This window comes from Actinomadura sp. NBRC 104425 (assembly GCF_030269545.1).
GTDB classification, from domain to species: Bacteria; Actinomycetota; Actinomycetes; order Streptosporangiales; family Streptosporangiaceae; genus Spirillospora; species Spirillospora keratinilytica.
In genome coordinates this window covers 36,265-53,549 of the sequence record NZ_BSTN01000032.1, presented here as the reverse complement: position 1 = coordinate 53,549, position 17,285 = coordinate 36,265, and the positions used below count along the sequence as shown (strand labels likewise).

Below are 17,285 nucleotides of genomic sequence, written 5' to 3'. Positions count from 1 at the left end.
ACACCATCACCGACCCGCGTCCCCTGGCTGTACACGGTCGCGAAGCGCGTGTTCCTCAAGGGCCCCGTGCGGCTGCGCCAGCGCGAGACCCTGACCGACGATCCGGACACCCTGAACGCCGCGGCGTCCGACGACCCCATGGCCTACACCGTCCGCGAGCAGATGGTCATGGAGGCGATTCAGGCGCTGCCCTACGCCCAGCGCACCGTCATGGGCCTCACGATCGCCGAGTTCACCCCCGCCGAGATCGCGGCATCGTGGGCGCCACGCCCGAGGCGGTGCGCCAGAACCTGCGCCGGGCCCGCACCACACTCAACGAGCAGCTGAAGCACGCGTGGAAGGAAGCCTCATGATCGGCCAGGCCCCGGGCCGAGACGACGGCCACGACGACTTCACTCGGCTCGACGCCCTGCTCCAAGAGACGATGGGTGGAATCCTCGCCAAGTTGGAAGCGGCCTTCGACCCGCGCGAACGGTTCGCCCGCTTGGCGGCCGGCCCCGCTCGTCCCGCCGGTGAGCAGGCCAGGCCGCGCACGGGTCCTTCCGCCAGCTCGGCAGCCCTCACCGCGGTGTGCGACCAGATCGACGATCTCGACCACTGCCTGGTCCAAGCGAGCCGGTCCGCCGCCGAGGACCCGTTCCCTGGAGCCGCGTTCCTCGACGCCGCCCGTCGGCCCCTGCGTCGGCTGCGTGCCGAACTCGCCGGCCGATCGGCGACCCGGGAACAGGCCGAGCAGATCCTCGGCCTCGTCCAGCAGCACATCACCCACGCCGACACGATCCTCAAGGGCGCTCTGGACCGCGTGCTCGACCAGCGCATCCCCGGCCACGTCCGTTCCGCCGGAACGCTCAGCACGCAGCTCCGAGCACTGCACACCGCCATCGCCCGGCTGTACGACGACGCCCACGACCGCAGCACATTGGCACCGTCCCGGTAGCCGCCGAACAGGCAGCTCCACGGCCATCCGGCGCAACGTCGCTGCTCGTTTCACGCGTGGCAGTCGATCCCGTGGAACCAGCTGCCGACACGAGCACTGGACGGCCCGGCCTCCGCCTGGGCAGCAGCGGCTCCAGTACGGCCCACCCGGCATCGGTCGGCTCATGACGACGAACCACGCCTACGGGCAGGCGGCCCGCAAGGCGTCGCCTGCTGGTGAGCAGGCCAGCAGGTTTTGGGGGGCGGGCTCCTCAGCCGTACGTGTGCAAGGACCGCACCTGCCGGGCACGGGCGGCCGGCTTCAGGTGTTCGACCTGCACGGCACCGACGCCCCCGGCCGACGCGATCAAGCCCGTGGAGCGGGACGGCAAGGCGCTGAACTACGCGTCCCGGTGTGTCACCCACGACCCCCATGAGCACTACGCCACCTACGCCGCCGCCTACCGGGCGGCGACGACCTCGGCCGAGTGGTGCCCGGCCTGCACCATCACCCCCGCCGACGACGAGTACCCCTCGGACAACATGGCACCCCCGGCGCTGACGCGCCGGGGGTGCTACGACGTTGAGCGCGCCGCCTGCTCCCGGGACTGGACGCAACGCCCCAGACGACACGCACGGCGCGCCGGGGTCGCCGCCACATAACGGGGCCGACCAGCCTCTGCCGAGACCGGCTACGGGCCGCACAGCCTCCCAGGTCGGGAGTCGGTCACAGGGCCGCGAGCTTGGCGGCCAGCTTCGGGGTCGGGGCGTTCGCTCGGGGCCGCCAGGCGTAGCCGTCCACCTCTTCGGCCTGAAGCACCACCTTGGGCTCCTTGACCCACAGCGCCCATCGGAAGTCGGCGTGCCAGTGCTCGGGCTCGCCCTTGGCCGGGTTGGCGGGAATGGTGTGCAGGTCGATGTCCACCGGGGTCACATCGTGGCCGGGCGGGGCGACCGCGCCGTGCCAGGAGATGCCGGTCTCCTCCTCCAATTCGCGCAGTGCCGCCCCTGGCAGGGTGGCGTCCTCCGGTTCCAGGTGCCCACCGGGCAGGAGCCAACGGCCGAGCGCCTTGTGCCGGATGAGCAGCAGACGGCGGTCATGGTCGATCACGACGGCCCCGCACGTGACATGTCCGCCGTTGAACTCCTTGCGCGAGGTCAGGTCCGCCCCCGCGTTCAGAGCCTCGGACAGGGGCCGTAGGTGGTCGGCCTCGTCGGGGTGGCGGTCCAGATAGCGAGCCAGGGTGGAACGGATCTCGTCGGTGCTGATGCTCATGGCGTCCCATCGAAGTAGCGCAGCCACGTCGCGGCGATCAGGCTGCGTTCGGTCGCGTCCAACTCGTGCAACCCGGGCTCGTGACCGACGGTCGCCAACGACCCGAGGGCGGCCAGGATCTCGGCCTGCACGAGGAAGATGAAAGCACCCACACTCGCGCCGTGAAGGAAGTTGACGGCATTCCCATCGGCGAGGACGTAGAAGTAGTGCCCCGTCCGCGCATACCGGGTGATGTGCTCACCCATCGGGGTCTGCTCGTACAGTCCGTCGAGCGCGTCCAGCTCCAGTTCGTCATCGCTACTGGTCACGCTGGCGATGTACGCGCCGTTGGCGACTTGGGCGAAGTCGTCTTCGCGTAGTGCCAGGTTTCCGGTGGCGCACACGATCACCCCGGCCCCGGCGATGGCCCGTCCCAGCGTGGAGGCGGTCCGGAACCCTTGGGAGAGGGCCTGTGTGCGCTTGATGGGGTCGGCGTCATAGACGGTCACGCCGACATGCCTGGCGTGCAGCATCGCCGCCACAGACCGGCCGAGCTTGCCGTACCCGATGACCGCTGCCGGGCGGCCCTGCAAGATGTCGCCGCGTGCCCGGATCAGTGCCTCGGTGGAGAACGTCACCGACTGGCCCACCAAGAAGTCCTCGGGGTCCTTCAGGGGCGAGCGGGCCACGCTGAACACCGGGCACGGCAGCTTGTCCAACGCCTCGTACCGCTGGTGGCCGTTCTCGGTGTCCTCCACCACCCCGACGATCTGACCGGAGAAGCTGGAGCACAGGTGCTCCAGGGCCGGGGCGAAGTACCCGCCGACGTCCAGCAGCACGACCCGCTGACCGGCCACCCGTGACTCGAGGTACTCCAGGGCGCGGGCGGGGTCGGCGAACGCCGCCCGCTCCAGGTGGTCCACCTGCAACGAGGCGGTGACCTCCTCCAGCGCCCGCGCGTCGATCGACTTCGGCTTGGGCAGCACGGCCGCGACCTCCGCCAGACGCCCGACCGCCTTTAAGAACGCGGGCCGCTCGCCCAGCAAGTGGGTGATCACCAGTGCGGACACCGCCTCGCTCACCTCGTACCGGCTGGTGATTTTGCGGAAGAACGCATTCACCCGCGACAGCTCGAAGTCCTCCAGCGCGGTCACGATCCGACCCGCCGCAACGCGCCCTTGATCTGCACCATGGCCTCGGTCGGGTTGTCGGCCTCGCACAGCCAGATCCCGCCGCCCCAGGAGAACCACCAGCGGTCCCCGTCGTCGGGCCGCCGCAGACACGCCACCTCCACCGCCCGACTGTCCCGACCGGCCGACACCTGCAACCGGTCGGCCTTGTTTTCGGCGGTGAGCTCGTGAGCGTGCAGCAGCGAGGCCAGCCGCTCCAACAGCCGGGTCGCCTCCGGGGCGATCACCTGCTTTCCATCGGCCTCCCTCGGCCTGTCCAATGACCCCACGGAACCCTCCTTCCGGTCGGTGTAAGGCGAGACAACCGGACCGCTTCGCGGTGAGGCCACCGTGAGCTACCGTCATTCACGGTTCATTCACGCCATTCACCTGGACGGCAGAGCAGGGGTTGGACGGTTGAGCGACGCTGAGCAGAGTCCGGAAGCCGAAGGGTTCGGTGCGGCTGTCGCCCGCTGGCGCACCCGCCGCCGGATGACCAAGCAGGCCCTCGCCCGCGCGATGGGATTCGACAGGTCGTACATATCGCACGTGGAGGCAGGACGGCACCCGGCGTCGGCCGACTTCGCACGTAAGGCCGAGTCCTGTCTGAACGCGGGCGGAGAGCTGTGGGCCGCGTGGCAGGCCACTGGCAACACCCCCGGAGAGCAGCCCGCCCCGATCACCGCCCGGGGCTCCGGCGGCCTGATCGTGGAACTCGACCACGCCGAACTGCGCTACGACGGCCGCGTCTACACCGCCACCATGCGCCGCCGGATCGTCAACACCGGCCCCGACCCCGTCACCCGGTACCTCGTCCGGATTTCAGTCGATCGCCACCCGGGCGACCCCGAGGCGTCGAACCGTCTTTACCGGCAGCACCCACTGACCTTCGACGAACTCGGGCTGACCGCGACCTGCGACGGCGAGCCCATGACATGGCGGCCCAAACTCGACCGCGACTCGTTCAAAGAAGTCTGGTTGTGCTTCGAGAACGAACACGGACGCTTCCCGCTCTATCCCGGGGAGCGCGCCACCCTGGAGTACACCTACACCGTAGGAGACGACAAGTGGGGCCACTGGTTTCAGCGGGCCGTTCGTCTCCACACCCTGCACCTGTCCGTCCGGCTGATATTCCCCGCCGACCTCGCCCCGAGCGTGTGGGGCACCGAGACGTCCACCACCGCCGAGGCCACCCCGCTGCACAGCCCCATCACCCGGCACCGCGACGGTGATCAAGCGATCTACGACTGGAGCACCGCCGACCCGCCGCTCAACGCCCGATACCGGCTCGAATGGCGCTTCAAGGGTCGCAACGAGCAACCGGCCCCACGTCTGGATCTGCGGCTCGCCAGCGACCGCATGAAGGCCGCCGGGATCGTCCAACAGGGCGACCCGGTTCTTACGGCCATCGCCCGCCCATTCGACCTGCCCGCCGAAGCAGGAGACGCCCGCCGGTTGGTCGATGAACTGCTGGCCGCGATGCAACGAGTCCGCGAGCACCATGTGTTCGGCAAGGGCATGGGCCTGGCCGCCCCCCAGATCGGGGTGAGCCGGGCTGCCGCGATCGTCCAGCCGCCCGGCGACGACGCCACCCCGATCACCCTTTTCAACCCCAAGGTCATTTCCGAATCCCGCGACTCTGACGAACAGTACGAGGGCTGCCTGTCCTTCTTCGACGTGCGCGGCCTCGTCCCCCGGCCCCTTCGTCTGGAGGTCGAGCACACGACCTTGGAAGGCCGCCAGGTGATCACCGTTTTCTCCGACGGGCTCGCTCGGCTCGTCGCCCACGAGATCGACCACCTGTACGGCCACCTCTACCTCGACCGGATGCGGGAAGGCGTCGAGCCCATCAGCGTCGAGGAGTACAAGGGCACCGGTCATCCATGGGGGTACGGCGAAAAGGCTCCGCCCCGGTAGGTCAGCGGAGCGTCCGCTTACTCACGGTGCTCGCCCTGGTAGCAGCCGTTCGGCGACCGGCGTCGCCCCGCCTGGGCAGCGCATCGCCATCGACGCCGCCGCGCCCCTGGCAGCCCAACCGGTCTCTGAGGTGCGGCCGGTACCAGCCGCGTCGACTCGCGCCGACCTGCTGACCGATTCCTCGCCCGGGTCCGGGCGATGGCGGATGCACGACCCGCCCAAGATGCACACGACCGAACCGGCCGACACCGGCGACGACAAGCAAGTCCTGTGGCTGCTCGATCGAGTACCACCAGGCCACCACCAAGGCCGCTGACCACCGCCTGCAGGCGCTGCCCGCAGACCCGTCCCCCGACGGCGCTGAAGGACGCGCCGATCGTGCTGGTGGACGAGGTGACCTCCGTCCTCGCGTTCGGTGCCTGGCCCAAGAGCTGGCACTGCCGTGACATGACGTGTCCAGCGTCGGCTACTCCGCGCCCGACTGCGGTTCGCTGGCGGACCGCGGCGGGCCGGTAGCGGCCCATGTGCAGGACCAGCGATCTCACACAATCGGCATTGTGTGAATCTACTCAGAGACACTCTGATCCGATCCGATTCGATTCAGATCGGTTATACATCGAATCGGATCGTCTTGCTACGCTGATCTCGTGAGTGAGCGTGACGCGGTAGGGGAGTGGGAGAGCGCTGAGCGTGCTGAGCACGCGGGGGGAGCGCTGCGCGACGGTCCGGTGGACGGCGACGACCTGTCCCCAGACGCCGTCGAAGTACGCGCCGACGCCACGCGGGCCGCCGGGCGCCGCCCCTGCGAGCACTGCGGTCGTCCCATCCCGCGCGGAGCCCGCGCCGACGCCAGGTTCTGCAGCGACGGGCACCGCAACGCCCACAACCGGGCGCGGCGCCGCCGGGACGCCGAGGAGGTCGCGCCCACCCGGACGCTGCGGCAGGAGCGCGACCGGCTCGCCGCGCTGCTGGCCGAGTTCGAAGAGCGGGTGCGCGCGGTGCGGGAACGGCTGGACGACACCGTGGCCGACGCGCTGGCCGAAGCCGAGCAGGCCCGCCGAGACGCGCAGGCCGCGCGGCGCGCCGCCGAAGAGGCCGACGCCCGCGCCCGGCTGGCCGAGGAGCGCGCCGAACGCGCCCGCCAAGAGGCTCAGGCGGCGGCCGCCGACCGCGACAGGGGCATCCGCGAAGCCGAGGCGCGGGTGCGCGTCGCCGAGCAGCGCGCCGACGACGCCGCCGAGCAGACCGGCCGCCACAAGCAGGCCCGCGAGGCCGCCGAGCAGGAACTCGCCGCGGAAAGGCACCTGCGCGAGGTCGCCCAGGAGCAGGCCGCCGCCGCACGGCAGGCGCACGCCGAGGCCGCGGCCGAGGGCGAGCGGCTGCGGGACGCGCTGGCCGCCGCGATCGGCGAACGCGACACCGCCCGCGCCGAGCTGGCCGACATCCGGCGGCGGCTCGCCGAGGCCGACCGGCACGCCGCCGCCCTGCAGGCGCAGCTCGACGCCGCCCGGCACGAGGCCGCGCAGGCCGCCGTCCGCGCCGAAGCCGCCGAACGGCGCGCCGAGCAGGACCGCCAGGCCGCCGAGCAGGCCCGCATGGACCTGGCGACGGCCCAAGGGGACGCAGAAGCCGTCAAGCGGCTGCTCGCCCGCACCGAACGCGAACTGGAGCACGCCCGCACCACCGCCGACCAGCAACGCGAACGCGCCGCCGCCGCCGAACACCGCGCCCAGGCCGCCGAGGCCGACCTGGCCCTGCTCCGAAAGAGCACCGGCCCCGCAGCAGGTCGATAAGGGCCGACCACCAGGCCGCACCACAGACCACGGGACCAGTCGGCCACTCGGCGCGAGGGACGGCGAACGACCGCGGCCTCCCGTCGGCGCACGGGGACGAACCCGATCCCGACGAGGTGGGTGAGCGTTGACTTGGTGCAGGCCCCTCGCCGGGATCGCACAGGTTTCGCGAGAGCACCAGTTGAGGGCGTGTTCCGGTGTGGGCTCGCCGCCGGCGGGCTGTCAGTCGGTGAAAGGCAGGATCAGGCAGGTGGTGGTGGCGTGGGCGACGAGTTTCCCGCGGCTGTCGGTGACCTTCCCCTCGGCCGTGGCGGTGCGACGGCCGGCGTGGATGACGGTGCCTTCCGCGGTCAGGGTCGTTCCGTCGGTCGGTCCGGACGGCGCGGATGTAGTTGACCTTGAGTTCGAGGGTGGTGTAGCCGACGCCGGCGGGCAGGGGCGTGTGCACGGCGCAGCCCATCGCGGAGTCGAGCAGGGCCGCGGCGATGCCGCCGTGGACGATGCCGAGCATGCCGAGAGCCGGTCGATCGAGGGAATGTCGACGGGGCGCTCGTTCTGCACCCAGCGGACTGGTAGGAGCCGAGCGCGCTTTTGGCCAGTGTCGGCTGACTGTCAACCCGGTTCAGCCGAGGTGGTGTCGACTTGCGAGCCGCTGAGTCGTGGCGTAGCGGTTTCACACGGCAGTGAATCGATCCCGTGCCGTGCCGTGGAGGCGTCCCGGTGGGAGCTTGCGGCCATAGGCGACCAGCAGAAGGTCCTGGGCGCGGCCGGTCAGGGGTGTGCCGGTGCCGAAGGACCAGTTGAGGTCGTCGGCGCGCAGTTCGACGCCGTCGAGATGGGCTCCGAAGAATTTGAGGGTTCGGGGAGTGACGTGCTCCAGCAGAAGGCCCACGCGGTCCTCCGGGACGCGGCGGTCGATGCCGAGGGCGACGGTGATGTCCAAGCCGTGGATCACGTCGTGGGCCAGGGCGGCCGTGACGCCGCCGATCGGTGGTTTCCAGGGATGGTCTGCGTTGTCGCGGATCGCGCTGACCAGCTCGGTCGTGGACAGGGTGGCCGCGTCCTGGCGGGCCCGCCGATCTGCCATCCGGTTGATGTCACCGCGCGCCTTGACGAGTTCGAGCACCATCCTGGGCATCGGAACGCGGAATCCCATCGACATGTGAGCCGCGACTTCTCGTACGCGCCATCCGGCGCACAAGGTCGGTGCGTCCCACTGGGCGGGCGCCAGGCTGTCGAGCATCGCCGCCAGTTCCCGGCGTTCGGCCGCGATGGCGGTGGTGATGTCCATTGGTCGTGCTCCTTCTGATGCGTTTCAGTGCACCCGCCGACCGCTCGGCGACAGGGACGGCTCGCGGTGATCAGCGGTGGCCAAGTCCAGGTCGGCGGTCGGTCAGCCTTCGAGGAGGAAGGCCAGCGCGTCCGACGCGAACCGCTTGTCGGTGAATGTCGCGGCGTGGCTTGTGCCGGGGTAGCTGATCAGACGCGCGCCGGGGATGCCGCGAACGGTCTGGCGGGCCAGCTCCAGCGGGTAGACCAGGTCTTTCTCGCCCTGGATCAGCAACGTGGGGGCTTTGACGTCGTGCAGTCGATCGCGCAGGTCGTAGCCGTCCTCAGCGTTGAGCATGGTGGCGGCGTCAGTGTGGTCCTTGCGGCCGTCGGCCACCCAGCTCAGAGCCTTGACGAGAGCTCGGCCGATCGCCGACTCGGTCACCAGTTCGGCCAGAGCGGGGCTCGGGCGTTGTCCGCGTCGGGCCCGGTCGATGTAGGCGCGCTGGGCACGTCTGCCGATCGGCCCGAGCGTGCATGCCGTTCCGCCCAGGACCAGGCGAGCGACCAGTTCGGGGTGGTCGGCGGCGAGCTGGAGGGCTATCGAGCCGCCCGTGGACATGCCGAGCACGTTCACCGGCCCGGCGAACGTGGCCTCGATCGCCGCAGCGTAGTGGGCGGCCAGCTCGGCCATGGTCGTGGTCGGCGGCAGCCCTGGCCGGCGGTTGAGGACGTGAACGGTGAACCGCTCGGTGAAGGGCCCTACCGTTCGCATCAGGTAGCGGCGTCCCAGACCGGTCGGGATGGCGGCCTCCGGGGTGAACAGCAGGACGACCAGCGGCGGTCCCTCGCCGATCGATAGGCACGGCAGTCCGTTCATCATCACGTCGTCCGTTCTGTCAGGTGGAGGGCGGCGGTCAAGGCGGCACCCAGCTGGACGGCGACCAGCTTGCGCAACTCGATCGGCAGGCCGGGAGACTCCGCTTCGGCCTGGCCGTACCAGACCTCGAAGCGCTCGGCGAGCAGGTGCCGTTGCTCGCGGATGGCCGGCGTCAGGTTGCCCGCGGCGATCTCCGCGTCGAGCATGCGCAGGAACGTCCCAAGCAGTCGCAGCCGCATCAGGTGCAGCATCTGGCGGTTGCCGAACTCCTCGGCGACCGTGGACGGGCGGTCCCCATCGGGCACCGTCTCCTCCAGCTCGCCGAGTCGGCGGAAGGTCTCCAGCGTGTTCTCGGTCGAGCGGCGGAACGGCGAGCTCACGCTCAGGTCGCCGGCGACAGCCCGCATGCCCGCCTGGATCACGTCGATCAGCTCACGCCGGGCCGCTGCTCCCTCGGCGAGGATCTGCCCGTAGGTGCGGCCGGCCGGGCTCTGGTCGGCGACGCGTTCGTCGGCCCAGGTCGGCACCTCGGTGACCAGATGGAGCGCGCCGAATGCGGCCGCGTAGTCGGCGCTGCTGCCGCCCGCGCCGAGGGCCTTGCCCACCTGCGTCCCGGGCGGGGTCAGGTAGACGGCGGGGACGATCGGTTCGGCGCCGGGCAGCTCCGGGGCGCCATGGTGCAGCGGGAGGCCTTCCAGGCCGGGCAGGGAGGCCAGCCTCTGCGCCAGCGTCGCATCGTGGCGGTCGAGGTAGAAGAACGCGCCCTGGTACTCGCCGTTGTGCAGCGAGCAGACCAGCGACGGGCGTACCTCGTCCATGAGGCGCATCAGCGCCCGTGTTTCCGGCAGCGGCCGGTCGAAGCAGTAGTCCTCCGTGGTCAGCGGGAAGGTCCATTCGACCTGGTCGGCCAGGTCGGGGCGGTAGAAGTGCTCGGCGTAGGCGCGGCGGTCGCCGGGACTGCCGTACCAGCCCTCGTTCAGCCGGGCCCCGTCCGGATCAGCGCACGCCACGACGTGCCAGCGAAAGCCCAGCCCCGCCTGGATCTCCGGGTCCTCACAGAGCAGTTTGATCAACGTGAGGGCGGTCAGGGCCCCGACGGGCTCGTTGGGATGCGCCCCGGCGATGACCACCGCGTCCGCCCGCCCATCGCCGACCGTGGCAGCGTGCAGCGGCTCGCCTAGCCGCGAGGCGCCGATGTGCCGCAGCCGCATCAGGTCGGGATGGGCGGCTGCCAGCCCCCGCAGCTCGGCCTGGAGCGCGTCGACGGACGGGAACACGGCGCGGCCGGGGACGCTGCTCATGCACTCGGCAACGTTCATCACGGGATTACGGTAATAATAGGATTATGAGAATGACAAGGGCTGAGGCCAAGGAGCACAACCGGAGGGCTCTGCTGGCCGCCGCGCGCCTGATCGTCGCCCGCGACGGCCACCGGGCCAGGCTGGAGGAGATCGCCGAGCAGGCCGGCCTGACCACCGGCGCGGTCTACTCGCTGTTCGGCAGCAAGAACGGACTGCTCGTCGCCCTGGTCACCGACTACCTCGGCCCGCACTACGACGGCATCGAGGAGGCCGTCCCCGCCGACATGGGCCTCATCGAGGCGGTGGAGGTCTTCGCCCGCCACTACCGCCGCCTGTGCGACGACCCCGACGCGCTGCGCCATCTGTCGTTCGAGATCAGCCTGCAGGACCTGGCCCTGCGCGACCCCGAACTGGCACCCCGGCTCGCCGCCTCCGTCCGGGCGCACGAAGAACGCCTGACCGCGCTGTTGTCCGGCAGGCTCCACCACGGGACCGCACTCACGCCGCGACAGGCGCAACGCCTGGCCACGGCGCTGCGCTCGCTCCTAGTCGGCCTGAGCCAGGGGGTCATCCTCGGCCTCGCCACCGTCTCCGAAGACTATTTCGCCGCCACCGCCCGCGCCCTGATCACCCCGGACGTGCTCGGACCGCCCTGACCTCCCTGCCCGAAGCGGCGAACCCGACCGCGTGGCGGCGGCCGTCCCCCCCGGGCTCCGCCTCGGTCTGTTTCATAGGCGGTCGCCTATGAAACACCGCGAGCGCGCCCACCCGAGCAGCGGGTTCCCGGCGAAAGCGACACCGCGGGCGGCGACGCCCCTGGTGGTCCGGACGGCCGGCAGCACGACGCCATCTGAGGTGCCTGTGACGCCCCCAGAGCGTGTCGTCGAAGTGCCATGCAGGCCTGCCAGGGTCACGGCGGTCTGGTGGGCGCGGACGGACCCGCAGCAGCGGGTGGCGGTGACGCGCCCCTGCTTGGGCCGGTTCAAGCAGAAGTTCGACGACGTCCTGCCGCCGGTGCACCCGTGTCACCCCCGGACGGGCCACCGCGGTGTCCCTGTGCATGCGGCTTCATGGTTTTCGCCACGCGGCGGGCCTAGTCATTTCGTGACGCTGATGCGAGCGTTTGCGTGAGGAAAAGGCGTGGTGTGCGATGGCGTGCGAGGTGTGCGGCGGGCCGCTGCCGGTCCGGCGGCGGGGCCGTCCGGCGGTGTACTGCTCGCAGGCGTGCCGGGTCCGGCGGTCCGAGGGCGCGCCGATGGGCGAGCGGGAGGCGGCCCGGCTGGCCGCCTGGGAGGCGGCACAGGTGGTCGAGGCGGCGCTGGCCGAGAGGCGATTGAAGCTGGACCGGTACGGCGCCGACCGGCCCCGCGTCGAGACGGCCCCGGCGCGCTGACCGCTGAGCTGAAGCGGCGGGCAGGGCATGCATCGGCGCGGCGTGTGCAGGTGCCGCGTCCGGTCCCGGTCGAGCAGAGCGCAGCCGCCGCGTCACCGCCCCGGCGTGACGAAAACGCCGAACGCGTCACGAGAACTCGGCGCGCGGCGCGGCCGACGCGGGAGGCGGCGTCAGCGGCGGGCGGCTCACGACGGCGCCCACCGCGCGGCTGCTGAGCGAGCCGTCGTGGCGGGTACTGGCCGACCTGTACGGGGCCGGGCCGGACGGGCTGTCCTACGGGCGGCATCGGGGCGGCTGGCCGCACCTGGCCCGGCGCGGGCGCGGCGAACCGCTGGTCACCGATCGGGACCCGCGCACCGGGCGGGCGGACCCCGGACGGGCGGTATTGGCTCACCCCGGCGGGCCGGGCGCACATCACCGAGCACGCCACCTGGTACGCGGGCCTCTACCCGCAGGTGCCGTTGCGGGAGCCTGCCGAGGTGGCCGCCGAGCCGCTGACCGCGCCCGGCGACTGGCAGGCCCTCGTCGACGTCGCCACCGGCAGGCTGACCGCCCCGGCCGACACCCACCGCCGTGAGAGCGCCGCACGGTGGTGGCCGGTGCTCAACACCGCCGGCCACGACCTGTCGCGCGACATCCTCGCCTACGTCGACCGGGTCCGCGGCCACGGCCTGATCACCGACGGCGGCGAGGGCCGCCAGCGGCTCACCGACGCGGGCCGGGCGCACTACGCCGCCCACCACGCCGGCTACGCCCGCCGCTGGCCCGACATCACCGCCCCCCGCCCCGGCCGACTTCGTGCTGCCAGAACTTCCCGACCTGCCACAGGTCCGCTCCGTCGTGGACTGGGTGGCTCGCCGGCTGGCCATCGACTGGCTGCCCTTCCACGAGCGGGCGCAGTTGGGGATCTTCACCATGGACGAACGCGTCGACCAGGCCAGCGACTGGATGGCCCGCGAAGACGCCGCACTGTCCCGCTCCCAGGTCCCCACTGGCACCAAGCAGCCCGGAGCGGACGTCGACCTGACCGCCTTCCGGAACGACATGGCCAGCGGAATCGGTGTCCCGGCCCAACCACACCGCTGACACGACGAAACGCCCCGTCTCCTGCGGAAGACGGGGCGTCCGTGCGTCTGCCCCCGCTCGCGCGGGGCCGACCAGTTCCGGCTCTACAAGGTGGGGGAGCGGCCGGGACCATCCCCGCGTGCGCGGGGCCGACTCTGGTTGCAGATCGTGATGACGTAGGAGTCGGGGACCATCCCCGCGTGCGCGGGGCCGACACTTGCTGACCTGGAAGTCTATGTCGGCGGAGCACAGTTTTCATTAGTTGGATCTGCAAACCCTCAAGTGGTCGTCGCCACGTGAATCTGGGCTCGGCCGAGGAGGCGCGTCAGATCGCTGACATGGCCGCCGTCGCGGACGCCTGCGACCGCTGGAATGTCCCCCTCGCCGCGATGATGTATCCGCGCGGCCCCAAGATCACCGACCCGCGAGATCCGGCCCTGGTCGCGCACGCCGTCACGCTGGCCGCCGACCTCGGCGCCGACGTCGTCAAGACAGTGCTGCCCGAACCGGCCGCCGCGCTGACCGAGATCGCCGCGGCGAGCCCCGTCCCCGTCATTGTGGCCGGCGGGGCACCCCTGGCGGACGAGGACCAGGTCGTCGCACGCGTCCGCCTCGCCCTGCACAACGGGGCTGGCGGCGTCGCGATGGGACGCAACGTCTTCCAGGCGGAGAACCCCCTGAAGCCCGCCCGTCGCTTGGCCGGCACCATCCACCGCCGGAACCGAGGCTCGGAGCGCGACGAGCCCCGGCGGATCTTGGAACTCACCTGATCCGATCCACCTGCCGCACCGAGACAGCCGCCTCCCCACCGACACCCGGCTATCCGCCCACCAGGGTTGGGGTCCCTCAAAACCGGGCGGACGAGGTCTCATTGTCCGAGGGGGTTGGGTGTCACCCCAATGCAACAGGAGCAGTTATGAAAATCACCTGGCTCGATGTGCGCGGTCTCGGCGCCGCCAAGCCCGCCATCATCGAGGAGGCGTTGCACCAGCGCGTGGACGCGATCGTCAGCGACGACCTGACGGACCTCGTCGACGTGCCGCCGACCGTCCGCAGGGAGTTCTTCCCGCAGGGACGACCGCTGCCGGAGACCCTGGACGGCGCGGACCTGATCACCGTGGAGCCGTCGCGGCACGGTGACCCGGCGAGCCTGGCCGGGACCCACGAGGACGTGGAGTTCGGCGCGTTCGTCGAGATCGTCGACGCCGAGAGGCCTGGAACGGGCCTGTGCGGTCGCGCGCACGCAGGCGTGGAGCCTGCTGTCCTTCCGGGACCCGACCAAGATTCCGCTCGAAATCGTGCTGGCCGCGGCGGCCAACGCCGAAGGCAGCATCATCACCCAGGTGGCCGATGTGGAGGAGGCCACCATCGTTTTCAGCGTGCTCGAACGTGGCTCCGACGGGGTGATGCTGGTGGCCCGAGCCATCGGCGACGCCACGGCGCTGCGGGCGGCGGTCGCGACCGAGCCGGGGCGGCTGGACCTCGCGCAGTTGGAGGTGCGGCGCACCGAGCACGTCGGTATGGGGGAGCGGGCCTGCGTCGACACGTGCACCTACTTCCAGCAACGAGGATTCCTTTACGAGGCCATCGCGCACGTGATGGCCAAGGGACAGCCGGAGGTCGAGGTCCATGCCCGGCGCCTCCTCGGGGAGACCGGCGACAGCGGCACTGCCACCAGCCGAACCAAAGGTCACGGACCCGGAAGACCGCTCAGTCGCATAACCGGAGACTATGACTCAGGCCACACTGTCGGACCTTGACCTTGACGTATGCGTCAACGTCTTACCGTGGCCGCGCACGGCAATTGGAGAAGCGAGAAAACCCGGTGCGACGATGAATTCCAACAATGTGGACGAACGCGGCCCGCAGGGCATGGGATGGTTGTTCGGGCTGCTGCTCGCGACCTTCGCAATCGGCACCGATGATTTCATCATCGCCGGCATTCTCCCGGAGATCGCCTCCGATCTGCAGGTCGGCGAGGCGGTCGCCGGCCAACTGGTCACGGTCTTCTCGGTCACCTACGCCGCAGCGGCGCCGGTGCTGGCGGTCGCGACGGCGCGCGTTCCCCGCCGGCCCCTCATCGTCGGCGGGCTCACGGCGTTCGCGGTGGTCAACTTCGTCACCGCGGTCGTGACCTCCTATCCCCTGCTGATGGCGCTGCGCGTGGCGGCGGCCCTGGTGGCCGCCACGGTGAGCCCGGCCGCCTTCGCGGTGGCGGGCACCCTGGCCCCGCCCGAGCGGACGGGCCGCGCCATCGCGACGGTCGCCGCAGGGCTCACCGTCTCGCTGGTCGTCGGCGTACCGACGGGATCGTGGCTGAGCGAAACCTTCGGCTGGCAGTCGACCTTCATATGCGTGGGCATGCTGACCTGCCTGGCGGTGGCGGCGACCGCGACCACACTGCCGCGACTGCCGGACATGCCGGTGGTGGGAGTGCGGGCCCGGCTGGTGCTGCTGCGCAGACCGCCCGTGCTGGCGTGCGTGCTGGGCACGGTGGTCGGCGCGTCCAGCGGCCTGATGCCCTACATCTACATCGCCCCCGTCACGCACGACCTGACCGGCCTGGGCAGCGGCTGGGTATCGGTGTTCATCGTGGTCTACGGCGTCGCCGGCGCGGTCGGCACGGTCGTGGGCGGGCGGCTGACCGACCGCTGGGGGATCGACCGGGCGCTGCTGAGCCTGCTCGGCGTGGTGGTGCTGTCGACGGTGGCGATGACCGTGGTCGGTCTCCTCGCCGGCGGCCGCGCCGCAGTGTGGCTGATCTGCCTGCTGCTGGCGGTGTGGGGCATGGCCGGCTGGGCCTACAACCCGCCGATGAACGCCCGCGCGCTGCAGATGGCGGGCGAGGCGGGCACCGAGGCGGTGGCGCTCAACACCAGCGGACTGTACGTGGGCATTGCGCTGGCCGGGATGATCGGCGGCGGCGCGCTCAGCAGGACCGACGGGACCGGGGTCCTGGCCGCGGCCGCCGTCATCGGCGTGGTCAACCTCGCCTTCATGACCGCCACCGTGCGCCACTACCCCGCCCGGCGCCCTGAGACCGAACCCCGCGTCCCGGCGACGTCACCGTGACCCCGACCGCGAACTTCGAACACCTGGAATCGCTGGATTGCCATGACACCGCACCCCGGCGACGGCGTACCCCTGAGTGCCGCTTGGACCGGCTGGCCGCCAGGCTCCTGACGCGCCCGCGATCACCTGCTCTGGCGTCACGCTCACCCGGGGGAACTGGTCCGGCTTCGCGGTGCTTCAGAAGGCCATTGGAACCATCATCAGATCGACGGGAGTGTCCGGAGATGGGAGGTCGAGGCGTGCGCATCGGTGAGCTGGCCAAAGCGTCCGGGGTCTCCACCAGGGCCTTGCGCTACTACGAGCAGCGCGGCCTTCTGAAGCCGCGCCGCCAGGAGAACGGGTATCGCGAGTACGACGAATCCGCGGTGACACGGGTGCTCAATATCCGGGCACTGCTGGACGCCGGGCTCAACGCCGAAAGCATCAAGATGATGAACGCCTGCCTCGACGAGGACCCCGACCACGCGCCCGTGTGCCTGGAGGCGATCGCCGTGTACGAGCAGCGGTTGCGGGTGGTACGTGAGCAAGTGACCGCACTCACCGAGATCCAGCGCAAGCTTGAGGACAGACTCCGCCAGCTGCGTACAGGCATACCTCATTAGGCGGTCACCCGAAGGGCGGCCCGCGGCGCGGGTCGGTGCCGTACCGAGGAGCATGGGCAGGCGGACCCGGAGCACGTCGGAAGTGGTCGGCTCCACCGGCAGCACACGGGCCGAGCCATCACGACGCCTTCCGCGACGGGCGCCGCAGTCGACAACGTGCATCCGGAACGCGACGCGGCATCTCCTATTGGACCAAGAACCACCGCACCGGCTCGGAGGACGCCGACCCCGGCCGGCGCCGGTGACCGGCTGCATCAGCACCTGGCGGGCGTTGTCGACCGTCTCGATCCGCTCGGCCGGAGTTCAGTGCGGCGCGTCCGGCGGCGGTCGGCTCGGCCCGCTCGCCAGCCGCCGGGCGCCCGGCCCCAGCAGGCCCCGCAGCACCGGCACCGCCGCGCCGACCGCCGCAATCCGCCCGGCAACCACCGGCAGGAATCCGAAGGCGCCCAGGTCGCCGCGGTGGCCCGGGACTGGCCGGTCGACTTCGTGCTGCCAGAACTTCGACACGGTGGTGCCCGCAAGGCCGACGACCACTTGAGGGTTTGCAGATCCAACTAAATGAAAACTGTGCTCCGCCGACATAGACTCCCAGGTCAGCAAGTGTCGGCCCCGCGCACGCGGGGATGGTCCCGCCGAGGACGGGTTCCCGCGCCC

General features: G+C 71.0%; 19 protein-coding genes. 12 read left to right on the top strand and 7 right to left on the bottom strand.

What is annotated here, in order from left to right:
• The first annotated feature begins 48 nt into the window (after positions 1-48).
• The 3 genes from QSK22_RS29805 to QSK22_RS29795 all read left to right on the top strand — a co-directional run bounded on the left by QSK22_RS29805 (position 49) and on the right by QSK22_RS29795 (position 1,578).
• Positions 49-327 (top strand): RNA polymerase sigma factor, encoded by a 279-nt coding sequence (locus QSK22_RS29805; RefSeq protein ID WP_285497773.1) that lies wholly within the window; start codon positions 49-51, stop codon positions 325-327.
• A gap of 22 nt (positions 328-349) precedes the next feature.
• Positions 350-937 carry a hypothetical protein gene (locus QSK22_RS29800; protein ID WP_285497772.1) on the top strand — a complete coding sequence of 196 codons (588 nt, stop codon included), beginning with the start codon at positions 350-352 and terminating at the stop codon, positions 935-937.
• 353 nt (positions 938-1,290) lie between these two features.
• Positions 1,291-1,578 (top strand): hypothetical protein, encoded by a 288-nt coding sequence (locus QSK22_RS29795; RefSeq protein ID WP_285497771.1) that lies wholly within the window; start codon positions 1,291-1,293, stop codon positions 1,576-1,578.
• 64 nt (positions 1,579-1,642) lie between these two features.
• Here the strand turns inward: QSK22_RS29795 and QSK22_RS29790 are convergent, their stop codons facing one another.
• Genes QSK22_RS29790 through QSK22_RS29780 form a run of 3 tightly spaced genes read right to left on the bottom strand, consistent with a single transcriptional unit; the run spans position 1,643 to position 3,629 of the window.
• Positions 1,643-2,191, bottom strand: a complete 549-nt coding sequence (locus tag QSK22_RS29790) for an NUDIX hydrolase (protein WP_285497770.1) — start codon at positions 2,189-2,191, stop codon at positions 1,643-1,645.
• Positions 2,188-3,324, bottom strand: a complete 1,137-nt coding sequence (locus QSK22_RS29785; RefSeq protein WP_285497769.1) for a Rossmann-fold NAD(P)-binding domain-containing protein — start codon at positions 3,322-3,324, stop codon at positions 2,188-2,190. The genes QSK22_RS29790 and QSK22_RS29785 overlap by 4 nt, the downstream gene beginning before the upstream one ends.
• Entirely contained in the window at positions 3,321-3,629 is a 309-nt protein-coding gene (locus QSK22_RS29780) for a hypothetical protein (protein WP_285497768.1), read from the bottom strand. Before QSK22_RS29780 ends, QSK22_RS29785 begins: the two co-directional genes overlap by 4 nt.
• Positions 3,630-3,756: 127 nt before the next feature.
• Here QSK22_RS29780 and QSK22_RS29775 point away from each other — a divergent pair, with 127 nt between their 5' ends.
• Together QSK22_RS29775 and QSK22_RS29770 are read left to right on the top strand one after the other, a co-directional pair.
• On the top strand, positions 3,757-5,256 hold the full coding sequence (locus tag QSK22_RS29775) for a peptide deformylase (protein ID WP_285497767.1): 1,500 nt from the start codon (positions 3,757-3,759) through the stop codon (positions 5,254-5,256).
• Between the two features lie 647 nt (positions 5,257-5,903).
• Complete coding sequence (locus QSK22_RS29770; RefSeq protein WP_285497766.1) at positions 5,904-7,049, top strand: coiled-coil domain-containing protein; 1,146 nt, start codon at positions 5,904-5,906, stop codon at positions 7,047-7,049.
• Between the two features lie 673 nt (positions 7,050-7,722).
• On the opposite strand, the gene QSK22_RS29765 is transcribed toward QSK22_RS29770, so the two are convergent.
• The 3 genes from QSK22_RS29765 to QSK22_RS29755 all read right to left on the bottom strand — a co-directional run bounded on the left by QSK22_RS29765 (position 7,723) and on the right by QSK22_RS29755 (position 10,517).
• The gene (locus QSK22_RS29765; RefSeq protein ID WP_285497765.1) at positions 7,723-8,340 is read right to left on the bottom strand and encodes a maleylpyruvate isomerase family mycothiol-dependent enzyme; all 618 of its coding nucleotides are present in this window, start codon (positions 8,338-8,340) and stop codon (positions 7,723-7,725) included.
• A gap of 102 nt (positions 8,341-8,442) precedes the next feature.
• Positions 8,443-9,201: an alpha/beta fold hydrolase gene (locus QSK22_RS29760; RefSeq protein WP_285497789.1), complete on the bottom strand. Its 759-nt coding sequence runs from the start codon at positions 9,199-9,201 to the stop codon at positions 8,443-8,445.
• On the bottom strand, positions 9,201-10,517 hold the full coding sequence (locus QSK22_RS29755; RefSeq protein ID WP_285497764.1) for a M14 family zinc carboxypeptidase: 1,317 nt from the start codon (positions 10,515-10,517) through the stop codon (positions 9,201-9,203). Before QSK22_RS29755 ends, QSK22_RS29760 begins: the two co-directional genes overlap by 1 nt.
• A 32-nt stretch (positions 10,518-10,549) precedes the next feature.
• Here QSK22_RS29755 and QSK22_RS29750 point away from each other — a divergent pair, with 32 nt between their 5' ends.
• The 7 genes from QSK22_RS29750 (at position 10,550) to QSK22_RS29720 (ending at position 16,631) form a co-directional block, all read left to right on the top strand.
• Positions 10,550-11,155, top strand: coding sequence for a TetR/AcrR family transcriptional regulator (locus tag QSK22_RS29750; protein ID WP_285497763.1), 606 nt, complete (start codon positions 10,550-10,552; stop codon positions 11,153-11,155).
• A 494-nt stretch (positions 11,156-11,649) separates the two neighbouring features.
• Positions 11,650-11,892, top strand: coding sequence for a hypothetical protein (locus QSK22_RS29745; protein ID WP_285497762.1), 243 nt, complete (start codon positions 11,650-11,652; stop codon positions 11,890-11,892).
• Positions 11,893-12,732: 840 nt separating this feature from the next.
• A complete protein-coding gene (locus QSK22_RS29740) occupies positions 12,733-12,978 on the top strand; it encodes a hypothetical protein (protein ID WP_285497761.1) in 246 nt (81 codons plus the stop codon).
• A gap of 275 nt (positions 12,979-13,253) precedes the next feature.
• Positions 13,254-13,727, top strand: a complete 474-nt coding sequence (locus QSK22_RS29735; RefSeq protein WP_285497760.1) for a beta/alpha barrel domain-containing protein — start codon at positions 13,254-13,256, stop codon at positions 13,725-13,727.
• A 366-nt stretch (positions 13,728-14,093) separates the two neighbouring features.
• The gene (locus QSK22_RS29730; RefSeq protein WP_285497759.1) at positions 14,094-14,717 is read left to right on the top strand and encodes a 3-dehydroquinate synthase II domain-containing protein; all 624 of its coding nucleotides are present in this window, start codon (positions 14,094-14,096) and stop codon (positions 14,715-14,717) included.
• 73 nt (positions 14,718-14,790) lie between these two features.
• Complete coding sequence (locus QSK22_RS29725; protein WP_285497758.1) at positions 14,791-16,029, top strand: MFS transporter; 1,239 nt, start codon at positions 14,791-14,793, stop codon at positions 16,027-16,029.
• A 224-nt stretch (positions 16,030-16,253) separates the two neighbouring features.
• Entirely contained in the window at positions 16,254-16,631 is a 378-nt protein-coding gene (locus QSK22_RS29720) for a MerR family transcriptional regulator (RefSeq protein WP_352231502.1), read from the top strand.
• 303 nt (positions 16,632-16,934) lie between these two features.
• Here the strand turns inward: QSK22_RS29720 and QSK22_RS29715 are convergent, their stop codons facing one another.
• Positions 16,935-17,165 carry a hypothetical protein gene (locus QSK22_RS29715; RefSeq protein WP_285497757.1) on the bottom strand — a complete coding sequence of 77 codons (231 nt, stop codon included), beginning with the start codon at positions 17,163-17,165 and terminating at the stop codon, positions 16,935-16,937.
• Positions 17,166-17,285 lie beyond the last annotated feature (120 nt).